This is a genomic window from Psychrobacter submarinus, from assembly GCF_904846685.1.
Taxonomy (GTDB): domain Bacteria; phylum Pseudomonadota; class Gammaproteobacteria; order Pseudomonadales; family Moraxellaceae; genus Psychrobacter; species Psychrobacter submarinus.
In genome coordinates this window covers 1,408,435-1,431,514 of sequence record NZ_CAJHBQ010000001.1, presented here as the reverse complement: position 1 = coordinate 1,431,514, position 23,080 = coordinate 1,408,435, and the positions used below count along the sequence as shown (strand labels likewise).

The 23,080-nt window shown below is 43.7% G+C and carries 19 protein-coding genes; 13 read left to right on the top strand and 6 right to left on the bottom strand.

All coding sequences use genetic code 11. The features are described 5' to 3' along the window. The first annotated feature begins 281 nt into the window (after positions 1 to 281). Both JMY03_RS06320 and JMY03_RS06315 read left to right on the top strand, forming a co-directional pair. The gene (locus JMY03_RS06320; RefSeq protein ID WP_201602027.1) at positions 282 to 1,334 is read left to right on the top strand and encodes a 5'-nucleotidase; all 1,053 of its coding nucleotides are present in this window, start codon (positions 282 to 284) and stop codon (positions 1,332 to 1,334) included. Positions 1,335 to 1,374: 40 nt separating this feature from the next. Beyond that, positions 1,375 to 1,977, top strand: a complete 603-nt coding sequence (locus JMY03_RS06315; protein WP_201602025.1) for a rhomboid family intramembrane serine protease — start codon at positions 1,375 to 1,377, stop codon at positions 1,975 to 1,977. A gap of 46 nt (positions 1,978 to 2,023) precedes the next feature. Here the strand turns inward: JMY03_RS06315 and JMY03_RS06310 are convergent, their stop codons facing one another. From JMY03_RS06310 to JMY03_RS06295, 4 genes are all read right to left on the bottom strand, one after another. Next, positions 2,024 to 2,569, bottom strand: coding sequence for a hypothetical protein (locus JMY03_RS06310; RefSeq protein ID WP_025646233.1), 546 nt, complete (start codon positions 2,567 to 2,569; stop codon positions 2,024 to 2,026). Positions 2,570 to 2,738: 169 nt separating this feature from the next. Continuing rightward, complete coding sequence (locus tag JMY03_RS06305) at positions 2,739 to 4,607, bottom strand: sodium:solute symporter family protein (RefSeq protein WP_201602023.1); 1,869 nt, start codon at positions 4,605 to 4,607, stop codon at positions 2,739 to 2,741. Between the two features lie 3 nt (positions 4,608 to 4,610). After that, the gene (locus JMY03_RS06300) at positions 4,611 to 4,871 is read right to left on the bottom strand and encodes a DUF4212 domain-containing protein (protein ID WP_025646237.1); all 261 of its coding nucleotides are present in this window, start codon (positions 4,869 to 4,871) and stop codon (positions 4,611 to 4,613) included. A 589-nt stretch (positions 4,872 to 5,460) separates the two neighbouring features. Then, positions 5,461 to 6,342: an IS982 family transposase gene (locus JMY03_RS06295; RefSeq protein ID WP_201595979.1), complete on the bottom strand. Its 882-nt coding sequence runs from the start codon at positions 6,340 to 6,342 to the stop codon at positions 5,461 to 5,463. Between the two features lie 268 nt (positions 6,343 to 6,610). On the opposite strand from JMY03_RS06295, the gene JMY03_RS06290 reads away from it, so the two are divergent. Next, positions 6,611 to 8,107: an alanine/glycine:cation symporter family protein gene (locus JMY03_RS06290; protein WP_201602021.1), complete on the top strand. Its 1,497-nt coding sequence runs from the start codon at positions 6,611 to 6,613 to the stop codon at positions 8,105 to 8,107. Positions 8,108 to 8,253: 146 nt separating this feature from the next. Here JMY03_RS06290 and JMY03_RS06285 read toward each other — a convergent pair whose 3' ends face one another. Continuing rightward, entirely contained in the window at positions 8,254 to 9,891 is a 1,638-nt protein-coding gene (locus tag JMY03_RS06285; protein WP_037059361.1) for an electron transfer flavoprotein-ubiquinone oxidoreductase, read from the bottom strand. 446 nt (positions 9,892 to 10,337) lie between these two features. Between JMY03_RS06285 and JMY03_RS06280 the strand changes: the two genes are divergently transcribed. From JMY03_RS06280 to JMY03_RS06260, 5 genes are all read left to right on the top strand, one after another. Next, positions 10,338 to 10,544 (top strand): hypothetical protein, encoded by a 207-nt coding sequence (locus JMY03_RS06280; protein ID WP_201602019.1) that lies wholly within the window; start codon positions 10,338 to 10,340, stop codon positions 10,542 to 10,544. 26 nt (positions 10,545 to 10,570) lie between these two features. Continuing rightward, positions 10,571 to 11,260 carry a DUF1285 domain-containing protein gene (locus JMY03_RS06275; RefSeq protein WP_201602016.1) on the top strand — a complete coding sequence of 230 codons (690 nt, stop codon included), beginning with the start codon at positions 10,571 to 10,573 and terminating at the stop codon, positions 11,258 to 11,260. A 459-nt stretch (positions 11,261 to 11,719) separates the two neighbouring features. Then, positions 11,720 to 12,550, top strand: a complete 831-nt coding sequence (gene murI / locus JMY03_RS06270) for a glutamate racemase (protein ID WP_227675523.1) — start codon at positions 11,720 to 11,722, stop codon at positions 12,548 to 12,550. A 167-nt stretch (positions 12,551 to 12,717) separates the two neighbouring features. Beyond that, positions 12,718 to 13,722: a DUF4062 domain-containing protein gene (locus JMY03_RS06265; protein WP_201602010.1), complete on the top strand. Its 1,005-nt coding sequence runs from the start codon at positions 12,718 to 12,720 to the stop codon at positions 13,720 to 13,722. A gap of 394 nt (positions 13,723 to 14,116) precedes the next feature. Continuing rightward, the gene (locus JMY03_RS06260; RefSeq protein ID WP_201559272.1) at positions 14,117 to 14,416 is read left to right on the top strand and encodes a hypothetical protein; all 300 of its coding nucleotides are present in this window, start codon (positions 14,117 to 14,119) and stop codon (positions 14,414 to 14,416) included. Positions 14,417 to 14,493: 77 nt separating this feature from the next. Here JMY03_RS06260 and JMY03_RS06255 read toward each other — a convergent pair whose 3' ends face one another. After that, positions 14,494 to 15,987 (bottom strand): lytic murein transglycosylase, encoded by a 1,494-nt coding sequence (locus tag JMY03_RS06255; RefSeq protein WP_201602007.1) that lies wholly within the window; start codon positions 15,985 to 15,987, stop codon positions 14,494 to 14,496. A 279-nt stretch (positions 15,988 to 16,266) separates the two neighbouring features. Between JMY03_RS06255 and JMY03_RS06250 the strand changes: the two genes are divergently transcribed. The 5 genes from JMY03_RS06250 to JMY03_RS06230 all read left to right on the top strand — a co-directional run bounded on the left by JMY03_RS06250 (position 16,267) and on the right by JMY03_RS06230 (position 23,023). After that, positions 16,267 to 18,222: a site-specific DNA-methyltransferase gene (locus JMY03_RS06250; protein ID WP_227675499.1), complete on the top strand. Its 1,956-nt coding sequence runs from the start codon at positions 16,267 to 16,269 to the stop codon at positions 18,220 to 18,222. A gap of 14 nt (positions 18,223 to 18,236) precedes the next feature. Continuing rightward, positions 18,237 to 18,695, top strand: coding sequence for a type II toxin-antitoxin system antitoxin DNA ADP-ribosyl glycohydrolase DarG (gene darG / locus JMY03_RS06245; protein WP_201602005.1), 459 nt, complete (start codon positions 18,237 to 18,239; stop codon positions 18,693 to 18,695). A gap of 9 nt (positions 18,696 to 18,704) precedes the next feature. After that, on the top strand, positions 18,705 to 19,241 hold the full coding sequence (locus JMY03_RS06240; RefSeq protein ID WP_201602003.1) for a hypothetical protein: 537 nt from the start codon (positions 18,705 to 18,707) through the stop codon (positions 19,239 to 19,241). Between the two features lie 32 nt (positions 19,242 to 19,273). After that, positions 19,274 to 20,104 (top strand): abortive infection family protein, encoded by an 831-nt coding sequence (locus JMY03_RS06235; RefSeq protein ID WP_201602001.1) that lies wholly within the window; start codon positions 19,274 to 19,276, stop codon positions 20,102 to 20,104. An 81-nt stretch (positions 20,105 to 20,185) separates the two neighbouring features. Continuing rightward, on the top strand, positions 20,186 to 23,023 hold the full coding sequence (locus JMY03_RS06230; RefSeq protein ID WP_201601999.1) for a restriction endonuclease: 2,838 nt from the start codon (positions 20,186 to 20,188) through the stop codon (positions 23,021 to 23,023). Positions 23,024 to 23,080 lie beyond the last annotated feature (57 nt).

Sequence of the window (23,080 nt, the reverse complement as noted above, 5' to 3'; positions counted from 1 at the left end):
TTATTCATTATTCTTTCCTGATTCTTTAATATCTGTTGGTGAGCATTGATTTATTACTCTTAGCTATTTATTTGAGGCCAAAGGGGTATATTTCAATAGTATTATATAATTTTTATTAATAGTTAATAACGATAATTAAGTATTATTTAATAAATTATCAGTACAAAAGGGATTACTATTAAAGAGTAGCCAATAATAAAAATCTTACTTACCTACTGAGGTTTAATTGCTAAACTGATGAGCATTAACCAATACCATGCTTAGAATAGAGAACGGATAATATGGCAGTCGATTTAACCAATACTTTAATAGTGGCTATATCAGCGACAGCATTGTTTGACTTAACGGAGTCTGAGAACCACCTTTTACAGCTACTACAGCAGCGCCCTGACGAGGCAGTAAAGGAGTTTCGCGATTATATGGCGAAGCGTGAAGATCAGCCATTAGATAGTGGTGCAGGATATCCATTAATCAAAGCGCTGCTGAATCTAAATAATTACTGTAACGACTGTCTATCAGCGGATTTAACGACCGAGTCGCCACTTGTAGAAGTCGTCATCGTCTCAAAGAGCAGTCCTGATACTGGCATTCAAGTGCTCAATGCCATTCGTGACAACGGTTTGAATATTTCACGTTCCGCCTTTGTATCCGGAAGTCCTGTCGCTCCATATATCAAAGATTTTAATGTCGATCTGTTTTTGACGACCAACCGTGAGGACGCTCAGCAAGTCGCTGATGCCAACATTTGCGCTTGTGCGATATTGGACGCCACTCCCGTCAACACTTATGAGCTGGATACCGATCAGCTACGCATCGCCTTCGATGGTGATGCGGTATTGTTTGACGACTCAGGGGAGCTATTGTATAAACAACAAGGCCTACAAGCTTTTCATGATAGGGAAGCTGAGATGATCGACTTACCGATCGAAAAGGGCCCTTATGCCGAGCTATTAATTAAGCTATCAAAATTGCAGCAGCGCTTACCTGCCAAAGTGCATCACTGTCCGATTAAGATTGCTTTAGTGACGGCCCGCAATGCGCCTGCAGACCTGCGAGCGATAAAAACCTTGCGAGCTTGGGGCGTAGATGTGGATATGGCTTTCTTCTTGGGAGGGCTTGAGAAAACATCGGTGCTCAAAACCTTTGCCCCGCATATCTTTTTTGACGACTCTATAAAGCACATAGATGCGGCGCGGCGCTTTATGCCGACCGCTTTAGTCCCTTATCGTTCGACGTCGTTACTGCACGGTGATAGCTATCTAACTACTGATAAAGATGCAACATTATTGTCATTCAAGCCTGCTGTGCGCCCACTATTTGTAGTAAATCATTGAGCATGTACAGATAAGCGAAATTTAAACAATAGGATGATATATGAATTGGCAGCAATTGCTCAACTTGATTGTGGCGCGAATAAAGCAGGTTGTTGGTTTATACGCTTTTGTACTCATACCGATGTGGGGTATGTTTTTTCTGAATGAAAGCGTGCTATTTGGCTTATGGAATATCTTCGGTATTGTGCCGCGCACCCTAGATTTGGGTAGTATGATAGGCGTGATAGCGTCATGGACGATGCACGGTAATTTTGCTCATTTGACGGGCAATACTTTTATATTATTGCAGATATTGTTTTTGTTTGGGCTGTTTGAAAACAATGCTTATCGTACAATATTGAAGCTTATTGTCGCCTCAGGAGTGGCCACTTGGGTGATAGCATCACCCTTGACCATTCATATTGGAGCGTCGGGGTTATGTTTTGCGATGCTTGGCTATATGATAGGCGGCGCTGTTTTTGCACGGCGTTGGGGCTATTTGCTTGCTTGTATTGTGATGGGAGCAGGGTATTGGCTGACCATTAAACAAGGTCTAATGCCGCAGCCAGGGGTGTCTTTTGCAGCGCATTTCGGTGGTCTGTGCGCCGGATTACTAATAGGGGCCAACTCAAAGCACGCTTATAAAACGACTAAGCCGCTCTAAGCCAATTGGCTGGCAACAGCACGTGCCGCCTTTGTTGATAAAGCGCTTACGTCTGATCTGTGCAGACATTGATATATAATGGATCTTCTGTGCTTAATGGACGCCATGCGGTCGTCTGCTTGACATGCTCATCGAGAGTCAGCTCGCTTGTCTTGTCTTGAAACACATAATCTGCGCGTGCAGGGGCAGCGCAGTTAATCACTTGCGGTATCTGCTGCACACTTCGACGTCTCTCAAACAAATATAAATTTACCAAGCGCATATCTGGATTATCTACGTGCATCGTAGCATTGCCGCTATCCGCCGCGATAAAACGCAGTATCTGCGGTTTTATATAAGACCAAGGACGAAACCATTCTGAGCTCTCGGCAGTTTTTACTACGGTTACGCCCTCAGGTAGCTTAGCGACTTGCTGATGGTACCAGTTGTACTCTTGATGAATCTGAAAACCAAAAATACCAATAGCGGCAAATAAAGGCACCAGCCATTTTGGCGCGCGCTTGCCTGCTATTTTGGTGAGGTGAGTTATAACAAGGGCCAAACCTGCCATGCCAAAAGCGGCGGCTATGGTAGCGATAAACTCAAAAAGCATAGAACTTTCCTTAATGCGATCAGCACTGAATATAACCAAAACAGCTTAGAGACAGTCTGTTTGTGCCAGTGCTGGTATAGTGATAAGCGAATAAAAAATCACTCACAAGCAGTTGCTGCCTGTGAGTGATAGATAAATAACCGATAGATTTCACTGTTTATACAATAGCTTAGTGGTCGATTGCGCCGCCAGCTCCACGCGGAGAACGTACGCTCTCTACTAGCTCTTGAATGTGCAGTGGTGGTGCTTTGGTTGCGTAAGACACCGCGAAGGCTACGGCAAAGTTCAGTACCGCACCGATAGCACCAAAGGATAATGGTGAGATGCCAAACAACCAGTACTCTGCAGTATCAGGGAAGTTCGCCGTACCACTAATGAAGAACCAACCTTTGAAGACAAAGATGTAAACTAAGGTGGTGAGTAGACCGGTGAGCATCCCGCAGATAGCGCCTAAGTTATTAATACGCTTAGAGAAAATACCCATCATCAGTGCTGGGAACAAGGATGCTCCAGCAATACCAAAGGCAAGAGCAACCACCTGTGCTGCAAACCCTGGCGGATTGAGTCCGAGCCAAGTTGCGACGACAATGGCAACTGCCATAGAGATACGGGCGACTTGCAACTCGCCTTTATCGGTGATGTTTGGATTAAGATTACGCTTAATCAAATCATGACTGATAGCGGATGAAATCGCAAGGAGTAGGCCGGCTGCTGTCGATAGTGCAGCGGCAAGGCCACCTGCAGCGATCAGACCGATAACCCAAGGTGGTAGCTGCGCAATCTCTGGGTTGGCGAGTACTAAGATGTCATTGTTCACATCCAGCTCGTTACCTGCCCAGCCAGCATTAGCAAAACGTCCATCAAGTGCAGTATCGTTGGCAACACGAGCCTCTTCGACGGCTGTAGTAGCCGCGCCAACATCACCACCTTCGGTTTCGGCATTGGTTAAAGCCAGCTCCGCTGCGCCAAGGCCACTATCGTTATACATCTGAATGCGGCCGTCATTGTTGAGATCGTTGTACTTAATCAGTCCCGTATCTTCCCATGTTGCCATCCAGTCTGGACGTTGATCATACTCTAAAGGTGCTTCTGCAACCCCTTGTGGATAGACCGTATCAATGAGGTTTAGACGAGCCATCGCACCTACCGCTGGAGCAGTAAAGTACAATAGCGAGATGAATACTAGTGTCCAACCCGCTGTCCAACGTGCATCAGCCACTTTAGGAACGGTGAAAAAGCGAATGATAACGTGTGGTAGGCCAGCTGTACCAATCATCAGTGATAAGGTAAACAGCACCATATTGAGCTTGTTCGGGACGTCAGCGGTATAAGCGGTAAAGCCTAAGTCAGTGACGACTTGATCAAGCTTAGTTAAGATAGGAATGCCTGACTCAACATGGTTTGAGAACAAGCCTAGACCTGGGATTGGGTTACCGGTTAGTTCTAGCGAGATAAAGACTGCTGGAATGGTATAAGCAATCATTAGCACCACGTACTGTGCTACCTGCGTGTAAGTAATCCCTTTCATACCGCCTAATACGGCATAGAAGAAGACAACGACAGCAGCGATGATCAGTCCGGTATCGTTTTCAACTTCTAAGAAACGAGAGAAAGCAACACCAGCACCTGTCATCTGACCGATAACGTAAGTGGTGGAGGCGACAATCAAACAAACCACCGCAATCATAGCGGCGGTCTTAGAATAAAAGCGATCGGCAATGAAGTCTGGAACCGTAAACTTACCGAATTTACGTAAGTATGGGGCAAGCAACATAGCGAGTAGTACATAACCGCCTGTCCAGCCCATCAAATAAGTTGAAGCACCATAACCACCAGCAGCAATCAGACCTGCCATGGAGATAAAGGACGCCGCACTCATCCAGTCAGCAGCGGTAGCCATACCGTTTACAACTGGATGCACGCCGCCGCCTGCAACATAAAACTCACTGGTTGAACCAGCACGTGCCCAAATCGCGATACCGAAGTACAGCGCGAAAGACGCCCCTACAAAAATAATATTAATCAGATATTGGCTCATGCTCTACTCCTCGTCTACGCCGTATTGTTTATCCAACTTATTCATACGCCACGCGTAGAAGAAAATTAGAATGATAAATACGGCAATGGAACCTTGCTGAGCGAACCAAAAGCCTAAGTCAGTACCACCGATTCTGATACCTGCTAAGAGGGGACGCAATAAAATTGCAAATCCATAAGAACATAGTGCCCAAATGACTAGGCTACCTAAAATGAGACGGACATTGGCGCGCCAATAACCGGATGGATCGTTGTGGTTCTCCATAGGACAACTCCTTTTGCCTAACAATAAAACAAGATGGTCGAGCCGCTGCTAATGAGTCATATTGACTTAACGATTGAGAGTTAACACTCGCGGCTTAACGTCTATCGCACTCATAACTCAGTGCTATCTATATAAAGCTGAACCATTTTGGCTCTAAAGACTTACTCGACTCTCAATACTTATATAGAGATTACAAACATAGAGGGTACAAGCATAACGACTAACGGCTTACTTAACCAGTTTTATCAAACATTAATTGATATGTGACAGTGTCATCACATATAAGCGTCGTCAAATCACAATAACATTTGCACATTTAAACATTCGTTATTGTCTTGCTTGTCGATGACTATACTGAACAGTCATAAACTTATTAGGAATATATACAAAAATGAGTCAATTAACAATACGTAATCTAAAATTACTTTGTGGTAACGGTATGCTTAAACTGTAAATGAAAACAAGTTATGAGATGAGTTGAAGGCGCAAAGACAGGTATACTGTACCCTTGACAAGATAGATTAAAATGATAAAGCAAATAAGACAACGAAGTTCAGAATAAATAGTTGTCATTTATTTAACCCCACTCTCAACTTGAAATAAGCAAATCAAACTGAAGAGGCGGGTTACCAAGTTTTTTGTTGAGTACAAAGCACAGATTGTGTGAAAGAATCTTACGAATCAATCGATGAGACAAATGCCATAAATCTCTTGCTCGTACCTTTTGTATATTAAATCGTTCTGATAACTGACCAATGACTGTTTCAACGATACGGCGGGCTTTCATTAGCCGCCTTACCACAGGTTTGGGTCTATCCTCTTTCATGTTGGCTCTGAGTGGCGTTTGTAAATCCACGCCTTGAGCGTCGTAGTACGATGTCAGACTAGGGCTGATATACCCTTTATCAGCGCCAAGTAGCCCATGAATATGAGTGGTGATTTCTGGGGCAACCGCTCTTTCATCAACATTGGCAGGAGCAAAGGTAAAGCCTTTAATCATGCCCGATAAGTTAACAAGCAAATGTCCTTCAAAGCCATAGTACCTCTCTTGCTTAGCCGCACAGTAGCTAAAAGCCGCTAAGTCTTGATAGTTTTTATGCCGATAAGCGCGTCCATAATGACAGACGGGTATCGGAAAGCCATCCATAAAATGAATGTTGTCACGGCCCTCAAGTTCACTGACTTTATCTTGTATCTGCTGTTTGACTTGCCACAGATTGGCGCAGTGCTTTGCGAAGTTAGGGTATGAGCCGATGGCTGGAAACCAGTCTTGCCAATGCTGGGTAAAGTATTGCCAAATTTGTTTGTCTTGATCAAGGTGTAAAAATTCACCGACCATCTCCATGCAAATAACCTCAGGATCACTTAGCTTTGGCGCGTAACCTGCACTTCGCAAGGGTTTGGTGACGACTATTTTGTAATATTGCTCTACCATTAAATAGATATTGATGATAAATTCGTCTATGGGCATCTCACAACTCCATTGTATTCTTGGTCGAAAACAATAGATTAGTGAGGTGCTCTTCTTTTTTCAATCACTTTCGAAGTTGAGAGTGGGGTTTATTTAGTAAATACTTATACGAATACTATCTTTTGACGTGATTAGGATAGCTCACTTTTATTTGCTAAGGTTATTTTAGGTGTCTAGACAATAAATTATTTTTATGATAAGGGGAATTAATACACAGTGGTTTTATGGATAAATACTGGTATCAATAATAAAGAGAAGAGGTGACACCATGGGTGGAAGTATTGCAGAGTGGTTCAACAGTATAGTGAACTACGGTGTGAGTATTATTTGGGGTAATAATGATTGGTTGATCGCTAGCAATCCATGGTATGGCTTGTTGATGTTTGTACTGATTGGCGCGGGTCTGTACTTTACGGTAGTGACACGTTTTATGCAGTTTCGGCATTTTGGACATATGTGGAAGCTGTTATGGGTGTCTAATCAAGGACGCAAAGATGGCGGCATCAGCTCTTTTGAAGCCTTGATGACATCGCTAGCCGCGCGCGTCGGTACTGGTAACTTAGCTGGGGTGGCGATTGCTATCTATTTAGGCGGTCCGGGCGCTATCTTTTGGATGTGGATAACGGCAATAGTCGGTATGTCGACCAGCTTTATCGAATCGACTTTAGCGCAGGCTTACAAAGTACCGCATACGGATAATGTCTATCGCGGCGGTCCTGCGTATTATATCGAAAAAGGTCTAGGCAAGCGCTGGATGGCGGTATTTTTCTCCGTTTGTCTGCTAGTTGCTTTTGGCTTAGCATTCAATGGCGTGCAGTCTAATACTATCGCGCAAGCGACGAATGAAGCTTTTGGTATTCCGACTTGGATGACCGGTTTGTTGTTAGTAGTGTTAGTGGCACCAGTAGTATTCGGTGGTCTACGCTCAGTGGCGCGTATTGCAGGTAAAATCGTTCCGATAATGGCGATTTTGTATATCTTATTAGCGCTGTTTATTATCATTACTAACTTTAGCCAGTTTCCTGCAGCGATTGCTTTAATCGTCAAATCCGCATTTGGTTTTGAGCAAGCCGCGGGCGGAGTGTTAGGTTATGGCATCGCTCAAGCTATCATTAATGGGATTAAGCGTGGTCTATTCTCTAACGAAGCTGGTATGGGTTCAGCGCCTAATGCGGCGGCTACTGCCCAAACCAATCCCAATCATCCAGCGGTGCAAGGCTTTATGCAAATGCTTGGGGTGTTTATGGATACGCTAGTCATCTGTACGGCCACCGCTTCGATTATCATACTGTCAGGCGTGGTGGACCCCAATGTCGAGCAAGAAGGTATTCAGCTCACGCAGTTAGCTCTATCTCAGTACGTCGGTGATTGGGGTGTTATCTTCGTGGCCATTGCGATTTTCTTCTTCTCATTTACTTCCATTATTGCTAATTATAGCTATGGTGAGTCTAACCTTGAGTTCATCTCTGGCAGTAAGAATGCCAAAGTGATGATTATGGTCTTCCGCTTTATGGTATTAGCGATGGTGTTCGTCGGTGCTATTGCCAGCTTACCTGCGATATGGAACTTTGCTGATCTATCAATGGGACTCATGGCATTGACCAACTTAGTGGCTATCATGCTATTATCGCCAGTGGCACTCAGAATACTACGTGACTATGAGCGGCAGGTAAAAGCGGGCAAGACTGGGAATCAAATCAAATTTGATCCAGATGATTTTGTCAAATTAAAAGACGAGGCCAATCGTGATGCTTGGATTGACTAAGTGCTAACTAGGCGTTGCCGTGACGTTATCTTTACTTTGCATAAGCATAAAAAAACCGCTCTTAGATAAGAGCGGTTTTTTTAGTATTGCTTAGCTTAAAGTCAGTACTTGCCTGTTTGGCTAGTGCTTACATGTTTGGCTAGTGCTTACATGTTCGGATAGTTAGGACCACCGCCGCCTTCTGGGGTTACCCAAGTGATGTTCTGCGAGGGGTCTTTGATATCGCAAGTTTTACAATGCACACAGTTTTGCGCATTGATAACGAACTTAGCGCCTTCGGCATCTTTCACCACTTCATAAACTCCAGCTGGGCAGTATAAACGCGCAGGCTCAGCATATAAGGGTAAGTTAATAGCGATAGGTACCGTTGGATCTGTTAGCTTCAAGTGCACAGGCTGATCTTCGGCGTGGTTGGTATTTGAGATAAACACTGAAGAGAGTTTATCAAAGATAAGTTTGCCGTCAGGCTTAGGATAAGTAGGCTGATATGCATGAGCTGCACGCTCTAAGTGATGATAGTCATGCGAGTTATCATGAATCGTCAAAGGCATCTTACCGCCAAGCAGGTTTTGGTCGATAAAGTTGAACGCGCCGCCCATCCATTGACCCATACGGTGCATAGCCGGCGAGAAGTTACGTGCCTCATAGTTATCTTGATACAACCAAGACTCTTTGTACATCGTACTATAAGCGACTACTTCATCATGCTGACGGCCGGCTTCTATCGCTTCGAAGATAGCTTCAGCAGCGAGCATACCCGACTTCATAGAAGTATGCGTACCTTTGATTTTGGCTGGGTTTAAGAAACCAGCGTCATCCCCTGCTAACACGCCACCTGGGAAGGTAAACTTGGGTAAAGAGTTGAGGCCACCTTTGGTCAGCGCTCGTGCTCCATATGAGATACGCTCGCCGCCTTCTAAGATATTGCGAATAAGTGGATGCAGTTTTAGGCGCTGCATCTCATCGAACGGTGACATATACGGGTTAGAATAAGATAAGTCAATGACCATACCGAAGCTGACTTGATTGTTTTCGGCATGATAGAGCCACCAACCACCAGAAGATCCGGTATCACTCAACGGCCAACCAGAGCCATGCAGTACCACGCCTTCTTCATGCTTAGCAGGATCGATGTCCCAAAGCTCTTTTAGGCCAATACCATAATGCTGTGGGTCAGAGTCATTATCAAGTCCGAAACGGCTGATCAAACGTTTGCCTAGATGGCCGCGGCTACCTTCGCTGAAGATAGTGTATTTTGCTAGGAGCTCATAACCAGGCTCAAAGCTTGGCTTCTCTTCACCGTCAGCGGCAACACCCATATCGCCAGTCAAGATACCTTTGACCGAACCATCATCATTATAGAGAATATCAGCAGCAGGGAAGCCTGGGAACATCATCACTTCAAGCTCTTCAGCTTGCTCAGCGAGCCAACGTACGACATTACCTAGTGAGACGATGTAATTACCGTCATTATGCATGAGGGCTGGAACCACTGAATCCATAAGCTTTGTGGCTTTGGTCGCCGAACCAAGCATATAAACGCGATCTTCAATCGCAGGGACATTAAGCGGTGCGCCTTTCTCTTTCCAGTCCGGAATTAGTTCATCTAGGGCGCGCGGCTCGATAACCGCGCCTGATAAAATATGCGCGCCAAACTCAGAGCCTTTTTCGACCACACAAACCATAAACTCATCGTTACCCGCTGCGATAGCCTGTTGACGCAGACGAATAGCAGCAGATAGGCCAGCGGGTCCGCCGCCGACAACGATAACATCAAACTCCATTGATTCGCGTTCAATCTCGGGTTCTGGCTCAGGCTCAGGTGCTTGTACAACTGCTTCTTCGGCGACTGGTTCTTCAGTAACGGGCTCTTCGACAACTGCTTCTTCAACGACTGGCTCGTTAGTAACGGACTCTTCTACAGCCGTTTCCTCGACAACGGGCTCTTCGGCAACTACAGGTTCTTCGACAACCACTTCTTCGGCGACTGGCTCTGCCACTACTTCTGCTTTATCCACCGAATTCGCTTCTACTTCAGTAGCTTCTGTCGTTACCACCTCATTAGTGATATCAGATTCTGCATCTACAACTGGCACTTGCTTGTCTTGTTCTTGCATACCTACTCCTAAATTCTTAGTGGCTTATCTCAGAACATTATTCGCAATGTCATTGAATAAGACTTGCTCTATTTGCTGTCTAAGATATTGGGCTACTCGATAAAGCTGTCTTTGTGATCGTAATTGAAGGGACGCTCACACAACTGGTTCAAAAAATCGTTACTCATTATAAAAGAAAAACACCACAAACACGATACGCATTTATGGACATCAGTGTTAAGGTGAAGCGTAAACGCTATCATGAGTATAAAGATATTGAGCCGCTTGACCTAAAACTAAAACGTATCACTCAATCATCTATAGCAAACTTTAATGAATAATATATCGCTAACAAGGAAACTGCCTTATGGATAAGAGTAATAAATCCGACAGAAAAAATACTGACGATACCGCCAAAGCCATGCAGGATATACCATCGGACCTAACTAACATGGAGGCGCTTAGCCACTATTTAAAGTCATCATCAGGCTCTCGTCAAGGTCGTAGTATACCGCCGTTAGAAAAATGGCATCCTGAACAGGTTATGGATATGGACCTTGTGATAAAAGCCAATGGCGAATGGTGGCACGAAGGTACACATATGACGCGTGAGTCACTAGTCAGTCTATTTGCAACTATTTTATGGAAAGAAGATCAAGGCGGCAAAGCAGAGTATTTTCTGAAAACGCCAGTACAAAAACTACGCATCACCGTCGAAGACGCGCCGCTGCTCATCAATGATGTCGGTATCGTCAACGAAGAAGGTGTCAGCTGGCTTGAATTTACCACCTCAACCGGCGATGTCGTCCGCCTAGATCCCAAGCATCCTATAGAGCTACGGGCTTTTCATAGTGATAGCAAAGACGATTCTCACACTCACAATGATGCTGATGAGCAAATTCGCCCTTATATGATGGTACGTAATGGTCTAGAGGCGCTGATCGGTCGCAATACTTTTTATCATTTAACAGACATCGGTACGCTGAGTGAGCAGGCAGGAACGACGGTTTTGACCTTAAAAAGTGGTGGTCAAGAGTATCAGCTCTCCATGCCTTAAGATGAATAATTAAACTATAGCGGCTAGTGCTATAAAGGCTAGTACTTTAAAGGTCAGCACTATAAAGGCTTAGTCTAGTTTCCAGCTTTTACCGCTTGTGAGTAATATTTATAAGACCCAAAACTCATTTCATCCTCTACTCACTATGTTTTGTCGAGATTGAGAATAAATCATCGTTATCTAGTATATACTCTTCATCTGATAAAAGTGCCAGTACACTAGGATATAGATAACCGGCGATAGTTAAGCTATGAGGCGACTTGAGCATATCAAAGGCGAGTGATAAATGACGCCGCTATAAGTTCCGGCTTAAAGTTCCCTATCGATAATACTATTTATAAAAACAATATGGCCAAAATGAATAACCAAGCAGCATCTAATGGCGAGCTAAGCAATGCTCGTACTATAAATAAGATGGATAATGCGCTAAACGCGGCCTCAACTTGCGTACCAGAGCATATGTCAAATCAAGCTCTTAATGAAGCACCAATAGGCGTCTTTGATTCAGGTATAGGCGGCTTGTCTGTGTATCTGCATTTGGCTCAGCAGCTCCCTGCCGAGCGTTATTTGTATTATGCCGATACCAAGCACGTCCCGTATGGTAATCGCGACAGCCAAGATATCCAAGCGTTGACGCTAACCGCAGTGCATTGGTTATATGAGCAAGGCTGCAAGATTATCGTCATCGCTTGCAATAGCGCGTCTGCGCATGCGCTGACGACAGCCCGCGAGCGCTACCCGCAGATACCTATCGTAGGGTTAGTACCAGCGCTCAAGCCTGCGGTGTTAGGTAGCCTTAGCGGCCGTGTCGCTGTTATGGCAACCAAAGCGACTCTTGAAGGGATTTTACTCAATCAAGTCATCAAAGAGGTGGCTAAGCCAAACAACATAGCAGTGAGCAAATACTTCGATCCAGAATTAGTGCCGTGGGTTGAGGCGGGGATGCCTATCATCTCGCCAACGGCTCTTCGCTTGCGGCAACAGCTACAGCAATTGGCTGATGACGGTATTGACTATTTAGTGCTAGGCTGTACGCACTATCCCTTTTTTAAGGAATTTTTGTTGCAAGCGATAGCTGAGCAACAGCTGCCGATTACGGTAGTAGATTCAGGACAGGCAATCGCTGCTCGAGTGCGATCCTTGCTAATAGAAAAACAGCTGTTAGCGGCGTCAGATAACACTGAGATGAACAACGCATTAATGCTTTATGCCAGTAAGTATGATGAGACTTTGGGTCAAGTTATCAAGCGCCTGCTTGGTGAGCGCATCAATATTCAATACGTCGCCTAACAAGAAAAATATCTAAAAACTCGGTTGAGTATTGAAAAAACGCCTAACCGTATTGTGTTAGGATAAATATATAATAATAAAGCTGTGTTTAGACACTGTGCAAGTAGCAAGTATGATTGCAAGCATAAGTGAGAGCATGAGCATCGCTAAATACTGTAGAGGTCACTTTGTCAAACCGTCGATATCACATTCATGTTATCTGCGTTGCCCACAGTCAGCCCCTGATTTTGGATAGTTTGGCAGTGTTTTTTCAGTCGCGAGCATTTCTGACGTATGATCTCTCAACGCATCTATCACAGTCAGCGTTATACGGTCGGCAATGCGTTGATGCTTGTGATTATGTACTGATGGTGATTGGCGATAGCTATGGCGCGGTGCAAAATACCGGGTTTAGTCAAATGCACTTGAGTTACTTCAATGCCAAGGCTTGTATCAAGCCTATGATGACGCTCATAAAAAGACATTATGATCCGGACGTGGTCAGTGAGTCCCTCAAAGGTTTTATTCGTATGGTAGAGCAAAAAAACAATCAGGTGCACTATTATGACGACAATACAGACATTAAGCAGCTATTACATAATATACACGCTGATATGATAGAAAAGTCGAATTTAGCGCCAGAGTGGATAAAGGTTAGGGACCTTGATAGTAGCACGGCGGCGAATACTCAAGGAAGTTTAAACCCTCAAGCAGGTCATCTAGCAAGTGCTCGTCGCCAGACTAATAACCGTTATGAAGCTAGCGATAGAGTCACTACAATGATCGAGCCGAGCGCAGCTTTCGATATCGAGTACAGCGCTCAAGCCTACGAGGATGGTAATTTAACTGACGTTATGATGACCATGTCGCTCACTTGGCAAGATGTTTTGCTAGCTTTAGGCGGCCTGCCTGCTGTTTTTTCAAGTTATGGTCTGCAAAGTCAATTCAACCGGTTAATTGCTGCTAAGGCTGAGCGTGATATCAAACGGCTCATGCCTAAAGTTCATGCTGTCGCTCGCTGTCAGATTATAAAGAGCGATTTAGATAAGCTGCAACGACTACTAGTAGCCGCCAACTGGATTCAGATAAAAAGCGCTGGCTCTGGGGTGCGCTCTACGAAGGAGCTGTGGAGTCTGACTTTTTACGCCAAAAAGTTATTAGCAGAAAATAAAGCCAACGATAAGGATAGATAACACTCCTCTACTCAAGATTAGCACGCGCCGCTTATCGGCATTCCGCACAAGATCCTATCGTCTATAACACCTCTTATCACCGAAAAATACCGCTAAGCATTCGTTAACATTGCAATAGAGTTGAGCAGAGCTACGTTTCGTAATACAAAGCATACGTGCCAACGCTTGTTAAACTTGTCTATATTCATAATAATAGGAATGACTGTTGGACGAAATAGCTGTTATTAAACAATCGTATTAAATGATCGTATGGAATGATTGTATTAAGTAGCTGTTATAAATATAAGAATAATAAAATAAGGTCTGATGACTATTTAGTATAAATAGACGCAAGTCTTATACGATATATTCTGTAAATTATTTACTTGATTTTTACTTGATTAAGGAGAGCATAATGAGCAACTCAAAAAGTGATGAACTAAAGCATGAGATTGATGGGTTAGAAAAAGCCATGCATGATGCCGATCAGTTTCGCACGCTAGAAGAGCAAGTCGCTGATATGAAGCGCCGCGGTATCGACCCGAGTCAAGCCTATAAGGACTTGGATAGAAAGGAAGAAGATGAAGATTGGGGCGATGACACTTGGAAAGAAAACGGCAAGTGGGAGCCAAAAACACCTGCTGATCTCGATGACAAAGCTCGTGAAAACTGGGGCGGCGATAATGGCGAGCCTAATCCACCGCCTATTGTATAAACGACAATATCTAATAGTTAAAAAAACCACATCAACTTGATGTGGTTTTTTTATGTCAGTCTAAAGTCTAATAGGGTTTAGTTAATACGCTCAAGACGTACGCTGCCATCACTATTAGTCACTCGGCGATAGCGGATATTACCATTGTTACTAGCAGGCTGTATCGTTCTTTGCACAGAAGGCTGCGGGGAGTAAACATTAGGCGTGGTCGTCTGCCGCTGAATCAGCTGACCCATACGATCGGCAGGTGCTGGATTTAAAGGCTGACTATTGATAGACGGATTGCCGACTGGTTGGCCATATTGATTACCATACTGGCTTTGGCGAGGGGCGGCACTGCCAATGATGGTACGATAAAACTTCTGACCGGCGCGGCCATCAGCAGGGAAGATACCGCGGCTGGTTTGATATTGCTGAATCGCGGTTCGGGTATTATCTCCGATAATCCCATCAACGCCGCCAATATCATAACCTGCGTCTAGTAGCGCTTGCTGGATGTCTTTGGCTTGTTGACGGCTGATACCTGGATCGTCGGTCGGCCAAGCGGTGATAAAGTCAGTTTTGCTACTGTCCTCACGCGTGATCAAGTCAGATAAGTGGGCAATCGCTAAGGCATAGTTCTCTGAGGCGTTGTACGAATAAAAAGTATCAAAGTTTTTGCCGACTAAAAAAGCGGGTCCATCGATACCGGCTGGCAAGAGTAATCCGGCGCTATTTAAATCGTAAGGCAGTGGACGACCATCAGCTAGGGTCAACCCTTGATTACGCCAATGGCTCATCGATTTTTTGTTCTTACGGTCTGATGCTGCCCAGTAACCATCAGGTAGCTTGACTTCATAACCCCACGGCTCGCCTGTGCGATAGCCACGGTTATCCAAAAAGTTAGCCGTAGAAGCGAGTGCATCCGGCACGCTATTGACGAGGTCGCGGCGACCATCACCATCAAAATCAACTGCCAGCTCTAAAAAGGTACTCGGCATAAACTGCGTCTGCCCAAATGCGCCCGCCCAAGAACCGGTCATATCATTTGGCGCAATATCACCGCGCTGCACGATTTTGAGTGCATTGGCAAACTCACCTTGGAAGTAGCTTTGACGACGATCAAAACAAGACAGCGTCGCTAAGGATTCAAACAAAGGCTTTTTGCCTAAAGTCTGGCCAAAATTGGACTCAACACCCCAAACGCCGAGTACATGCTCCGCTTTTACGCCATAACGCGACTCGATTTGGCGCAGCGTATCACGCCATTGGTGTTTGGCACGGATACCGTCTTCAACGCGCTCTTTATCCACTAGCGCGGATAAATAGTCCCAAACGTCTTTTTGAAACTCAGGCTGATAGTTCAGCGATTGAATCACGCTCGGATCAGGCTGGCTTGGGCGGTAGTTATTAAAGGTGAAGCTATCGACACTACGAAATTTACTGGAGTTTTTGAGTCCATCTAAGCACTGCTGAAATTCGCTATTAGACAAGTCAGGTGCAGGCGGACGAGCGGCCTGCGCGGTGCTAGTAAGGCTAAGACCAATAGCAGCGGTCAATAGAGAGAGGGTGGAGAGCTGAGTCAAACGCATGGAGATATCCTGTAAAGGTGAAAAACAGAGCATAAAATCAAAGATTTAATTAGAGTAACCAATATCGATAATAAAGAAAAGTACGAGCATGGCTTGGTTACGATAAGCTGACGTAGGGGTGAGGTTATTACATGAGAACTGAGTTTTTTGTCACGTCATTTGCTGTCGTCTGAATAGCCGAAAAAGTCGCACTATCCATAGTGCTATTGCTATACTGTCCCGATGCTAACTTCTATACTTTAATCATCTTGTCCTTTCACGAACAGTGTAGCCGCAACTATGAGTAATCCGATACATCCTACCAGTCAAACTCCTCAAGATATAACTCTTGCACAGCTCAAGCAGATAATGCCAGAAGCATTTAGTGAAGGTCAGCTTGATATCCATAAACTCACCGCGCTGTTATCTGAGCAGAATATTGCACCCGCGCAAGAGGCGTATGGACTAAGCTGGGCGGGCAAGCATCAGGTGTATCGTGAGCTAAAAACTCCAACCAGTCAGACGCTAGTGCCAGAGCCTGATGAATCAGTCAATTTTGATACCTCGCAAAATCTATTTATCGAAGGTGATAATCTGGCGGTGCTAAAGATACTACAAAAGAGCTATCACAGCGGTATCAAGATGATATATATCGACCCGCCATACAATACGGGTAATGACCGCTTTGTCTATGCCGATGATTTTAGCGAGAGCATTGCGGACTATAAGGCGCGAGCAGGGCAAACCGATGAAGACGGTAATCTCACTCATAGCGACGGGATGCAATCAAATCGAAAAGAAAACGGTCAGTATCATAGCAATTGGCTAAATATGATGTATCCAAGGCTGGCACTGGCAAAGAGCTTGCTGCGTGAAGATGGCGTTATCTTTGTGTCGATAGATGACAATGAAGTGGCAAATTTGCGCTTGCTGATGGATGAGATATTTGGCGAGGAGAATTTTGTAGCTGAAATCGTTTGGCAAAAAAAGTATTCACCTCAAAATGATGCTACCTACTTTTCATTAAATCATGAACAAATACTCTGTTATGCCAGAAGTTTGAATAATTTTGAGAGAAATTTACTGCCTTTAAATGAGGAACAGATAAAAAGATATAAAAATCCAGATGACGATAAAAGAGGAGTCTGGAAAAGTTCTGACTTGTCTGTTGCTACCTACAATCAAGATTACGACTATGAGATAACAACACCATCAGGTCGTGTTGTCAGTCCGCCCCAAGGAAGATGTTGGAATACGAGTGAAGAAAACTTAGAAAAGTTGATTAAAGATAATAGAATTTGGTTTGGTAAAGATGGTAGTAATGTACCTTCTGTTAAGAAGTTTCTAACAGAAACAAACGACGGTGTTGTACCAATTTCTTTATGGGGTTATAAGGATGTCGGTCATACACAGTCAGCTACTCAAGAGTTAAGAAAACTAATGGGTGAGAAAATATTTGACCATCCTAAGCCAATACGATTAATACAAAGAGCAATGAAAATTTCATCTAGTTCTGATGATATCATCCTTGATTTCTTCGCAGGTTCTTCAACCACCGCTCACGCGGTTATGGCGTTAAATGCTGAAGATGCAGAAAATGGCAAAGCAGGTAAGCGCAAGTTTATTATGGTACAAATCCCCGAAGTCATTGATGCCAAAGATAATCAAAGCGCTTATGAATTTTGCATTAACAATAATATGCCGCCTAATATCGCCGAGATATCCAAAGAGCGTATTCGCCGTGCCGCTGCTCATATTACCTCCGAGCTGCCTGAATCCGTCGATAGCAAGGCGCTGGATTTTGGTTTTAAGGCGTACAAACTTGCCGACAGTAACTTTATCCCGTGGCAACAGCCTGCCAGTTACGATGCCGACAGCCTAATGGCGCAGTTAGAAAAACACCTTGACCCTATCGTTGATAATGCCACCACTGACGGTATCATTACCGAGCTGATGCTCAAAGAAGGCTATACCTTGACCGCAGATGTTATAGAGGTCGACGGCTATTATCTGGTCACCCAAAACGATGCGCTGAATCAAAGTTTGTTTAATAGTAAAGCGTCAGAAAATACTACCGACACGGCAATGCGCCTAGCGATCGTCTTAGACGATATGACCACTAGCAAAGCCACACAAATCATTGCGCGCGCTCCCAATAAAACGTTGATTATGGATCGCGCCTTTAGCGATGACGCTAACAAAGCGAATATCGTGTTGCAGTTTGAGGATGCAGGGCTTGTGGTTGGGTGTGTTTAGGGGGTGGGATTATTATGATTTATTATACTAGCGGAAATTTATTAGATGCGGACGTCGAAACGCTTGTAAATACTGTTAATACAGTAGGCGTTATGGGTAAAGGCATTGCGCTGATTTTCAAAAAATGCTTTCCTAAAAATATGCAAGAATATGCTCAGGCTTGTAAATCAGGTGAAGTACAAACAGGTAAAATGTTTGTCACCAACACTAATGAATTGATAGGCGCAAAATGGATAGTTAACTTTCCTACTAAACAGCATTGGCGCAATCCGTCACAGATGATTTGGATTGAAGAAGGTTTGCAAGATTTACGGCGCTTCATTATTGAAAATGAGGTGAAATCTATCGCCATTCCAGCACTTGGCGCAGGCAATGGTGGTCTAGACTGGCAAGCGGTTAAACCTAAGATTGAGCAAGCTTTAGGTGATTTGGATGGTGTTGAGATTTTGGTTTTTGAACCGTTGGTATCGTAAGGGTATATAATGGGAAGTTGGTTAGAATTAATTAGTTATGTCAGTTATCTGCTAATGGCAGTGATGTTTGGTCTATTTATTCCCTTTTTTGCAAGTGAAATGTATCAACAATTAAAAGCAAAGAAATTAGCAGAAAAAATAGCGGACAATCAAGACTATGAAAGATATGATATTGATTTGTTAGAGGTTTTATTAAGAGATAAACGTATAGAAACTAAGTATCTTAAGTTACTGATAAGACATATATTGAGTCATATCCACGAAAATTCAGAAAATAATGAAAAACTCAACTATTTCAAGAAAGTATACGCAGATTATAATTCAGACGAAATATATAACGATATTTCACAACCAATCTCAGTACAAGTTAAAGCCTTAAAAAAAGTTTTAGATGAACCCCAGCAAACGGTCTTATCAAATCTTGCCTACAATATTAAGATACTTGAAGCTAAAAGTCAGTTCAGTAAAAAACTAAATATGGCTTTGACGATAATTAGTATTTTGGTAACTATAATTGGTATAGCTTATCCCTTCTTTTCAAAGTAAGTAATTTTAGCTATTCAAGATTAGGTAATAGTATGAGAACAGAAATACCCCGTCCAATTATTTCAGTATTAGCAGACAACCTACCTGATTTAGAAACACATGCTACTTTAAACAGTTTGTTTTTGTATGCTGATGCACCAGGTGAATCACCTGAAGGTAATAAAAATGCAAAGGTTCAAGAGTGGTTATTAAGAGTCAATAAAGAGTCGCCTAAGCCCTTAGTTGTACTAGGTAAGTTATTAGAAAAATATATGGAGCTTCCCGAAGAGGATGAGATATCTTTTTTTGATACCTATGCTAAAAATCGGCTGAAAGAAAATCAGGTTTTTAAAGAAAAATTAATTAAGATATTATCTAGGTATAATTTAACTTATGTTAGAGGTGGCAATATTATTGTTGGAAGCACAGTTTCAAGTCAAAACTTAAAGGATTTAATTCAAGAAAAAGATATTCCAGCTATAAACTTAGAGTTTGAAAGAGCATTGAAAAGTGTTGATAGTGAACCATTAGAAGCTATATCTGCTGCTTGTAATATTCTAGAATCTATTTGTAAGGTTTATATAGATGACGAACAACTATCCATGCCAAGTAAGCAAACTTTAAGATTCTTATGGAAAGTAGTTAGCCAAGATTTGAATTTTGACCCTAGTAAACTACAGGACGATGACTTGAAAAAGGTAATATCTGGTCTGTATTCAATTGTGGATGGGATATCTGCGTTAAGGACACATGGAAGTTCAGCGCATGGACAAGGTAGAAAGATGTATAAGCCTGAACCACGACATGCTAGATTGGCGGTAAACTCTGCTCACAGCTTAGCACTCTTTATATTAGAAACTTGGAATCACAATAAAATAAAGTAAAATGAACTCCTAAGCAATCCTTAGCAGTTCAAACCACGCACGAAACTACCAATATACCCCTATAAAAGTGCCAAAACCACCATGATAACCCTCACCTTTGAACCCAACCTTGAACACCAAAGCCACGCTATCAATGCCGTGGTTGATATATTTCGTGGACAGCCCTCACAGTTAGATACGAGCGCAGCGCTCGATAATTTTGCCTTAGCTCAGCCAATAGACGCCTCAGGTAGTCAGGCGGTCATCAGTCAACAAATCAGCAGTCAAGCCATCGCCAATCAGCGCATTATTAGCGATGAGCAAGTGCTGGATAATATCCAAGCCGTGCAGCGTGAGCATAATATCGAGCCGTCAACCACGCTCTATGACGATGACAAAAACCTTGCCCAATATGGACTAAACGCTTCTATAGAGATGGAGACCGGCACGGGTAAGACTTACGTCTATCTGCGCAGCATCTACGAGCTGTATCAGACTTATGACATGCGTAAGTTTGTGATCGTCGTACCGTCAGTAGCGATTCGTGAAGGCGTAATGAAGTCTATCGAGATGACCAAAGCGCATTTTGCCGCCCTGTATGACAATACCCGCGTGGATGCGCGTATATACGATAGCAAAAATCTAAACAGGCTACGCGACTTTGCCACCAGTCAAACCGTGCAAATCCTCGTGATGAACATTGACGCCTTTGCCAAAGACGAAAACATCATCAACCAAGTCCGTGAACAAGGCGTTGCCCCGATTGAATATATCCAAGCAACCCATCCTATCGTTATCGTCGATGAACCGCAAAATATGGAAACGACTAAGCGCTTGGACGCTATAGCTAGCCTGCATCCGCTGATTACCCTGCGTTATTCAGCGACGCACAAGTACAGCCGTCATCTGCTCTATAGCCTAAATCCAGTCAAAGCCTATGATGCAGGTTTGGTCAAGCAAATCGAAGTCGATTCGGTGATGAGCGATGACGCCTTTAATGAGGCCTATATTGAGCTGCTCGACATCACCGCTAAAAAGACCAAAATCACCGCCAAGGTCAGCGTCTATGCCAACGTCAAAGGCGTGGTCAAAAAGAAAACCATCAGCATCAGTGACAACGATGATCTCTATAAAAAGACCGAGCGTGAAATATATGCCAATGGTTACATTGTCAGCGGCACTAACGCTGTGGAGGGCTACATTGAGTTTGATAATGGTGTGGTGATTTATAAGGGTCAGCAAACTGGTGGCATGAGTGATAGCGTTATGCGGTATCAAATCGAGCGCACCATTGAGGCGCATCTGGACAAGCAGCGTAAGCTCTTGCCGCAAGGCATTAAAGTATTGTCCTTGTTGTTTATTGACCGCGTTGATAACTATCTTGTTAATAATGAGCTGGTTAACCAAACAGATGGCTATACGCGCTCAGGTAAATTTGCCCAGTGGTTTGAAGAGATATATCAGACGTTATTAGACAAGCCTAAATATCGTGATTTAAAGCAGCAATTAGCGGCGCATTATCAGGCTGGGGTGAGCGATATTCATAACGGTTATTTTTCTGTCGATAACAAGGGACGCGCTAAAGACACCTCTGGTAACACTAAGGGCGATGATGATACTTATAGCCTAATCATGCGAGATAAAGAAAAGCTGCTGAATCTAAATAATCCGCTGCAGTTTATCTTTAGCCATTCGGCATTGCGTGAAGGCTGGGACAATCCCAATGTGTTCCAGATATGCACCCTTAACGAGACCAAATCTACCCTAAAAAAACGCCAAGAAATCGGTCGTGGTCTGCGTCTATGTGTCGGTGCAGATGGTCATAGAGTCTATGACAAGCAAATCAATATACTGACCGTCGTCGCCAACGAAAGCTATGATGACTTTGCTAAAAGTCTGCAAAATGAGATTCAAGATGATTGCGGTGTGAGCTTCGCAGGGCGGGTGAAAAATCAAGCGCACAAGCAAGCCGTTCGTTATCGTAAAGGCTTTATGCTCGATGATAACTTCAAAGCCATTTGGGATAAGATTAAACAAAAGACTCAGTATCAAGTACGCTTTAATACTGATGAATTAATCACTGCCGTTACCAGCCTAATAGCCGATATGGCAGAAATAGTCGCACCGCAAGTTCAGGCTAACAAAGTACGCCTTACGATGAGTGAACAAGGCGTGGAGAGCAGTTTGTTGGCCGTCAATAGTCAACGCCAGCATTATACAACGGATAATAGCTATGATGGTAGCGACACTGATGCTGACTCAAACGTGCCCCAACCCACGTGGCAACTGCCTGATATCTTGGCTTATCTGGCTCGTCATACCAAGCTGACTCGTGCCACCTTGATAGAGATATTGCGCCAAAGCGAGCGTATCGATGAAATGCTGATCAACCCCCAAGTTTTTCTAGAGCGCTTGGTAGCGATTATTAAACAAGCCCAGACTGACCTGATGGTAAAAGGCATTGAGTATCAAAAAAACGGTCAGATATATGCTCAGCGATTATTAGAGAGCTTAGAAGCTCAGCCGGCGGATGTCTACGCCAGTGATGATCATTTCGGGGTTACCGATACCCATAAGACGATTTTTGACAACTTAATACCGCTGGACTCCAATACTGAGCACCAGTTTGCAAACGATTGTGAGAGTATGGAGAGCGTGCGCTTTTATTTTAAGCTGCCCAATTGGTTTAAGATTAGTACGCCACTTGGCAGCTATAATCCGGATTGGGCAGTGATTAAAGAAGAAGATGAGGATGTAAGCCAGTTATACTTTGTCGCCGAAACTAAGAACACAGGTGGCAAAAGTGCAACAGGTCATGCGGTAGATATCGCCAAGCTACCACTACCGCAACAACAAAAAATCCGCTGTGGTCGAGCGCATTTCAAAGCGCTAGACAATGAGCTGAGCTTTAAAGTGGTAGAAACGGTGGCGCAGTTGTAATTTATAGTAAATAGAAGCCCTAAACGAAATTTGGGACTTCTATTTACACCTGTTGTA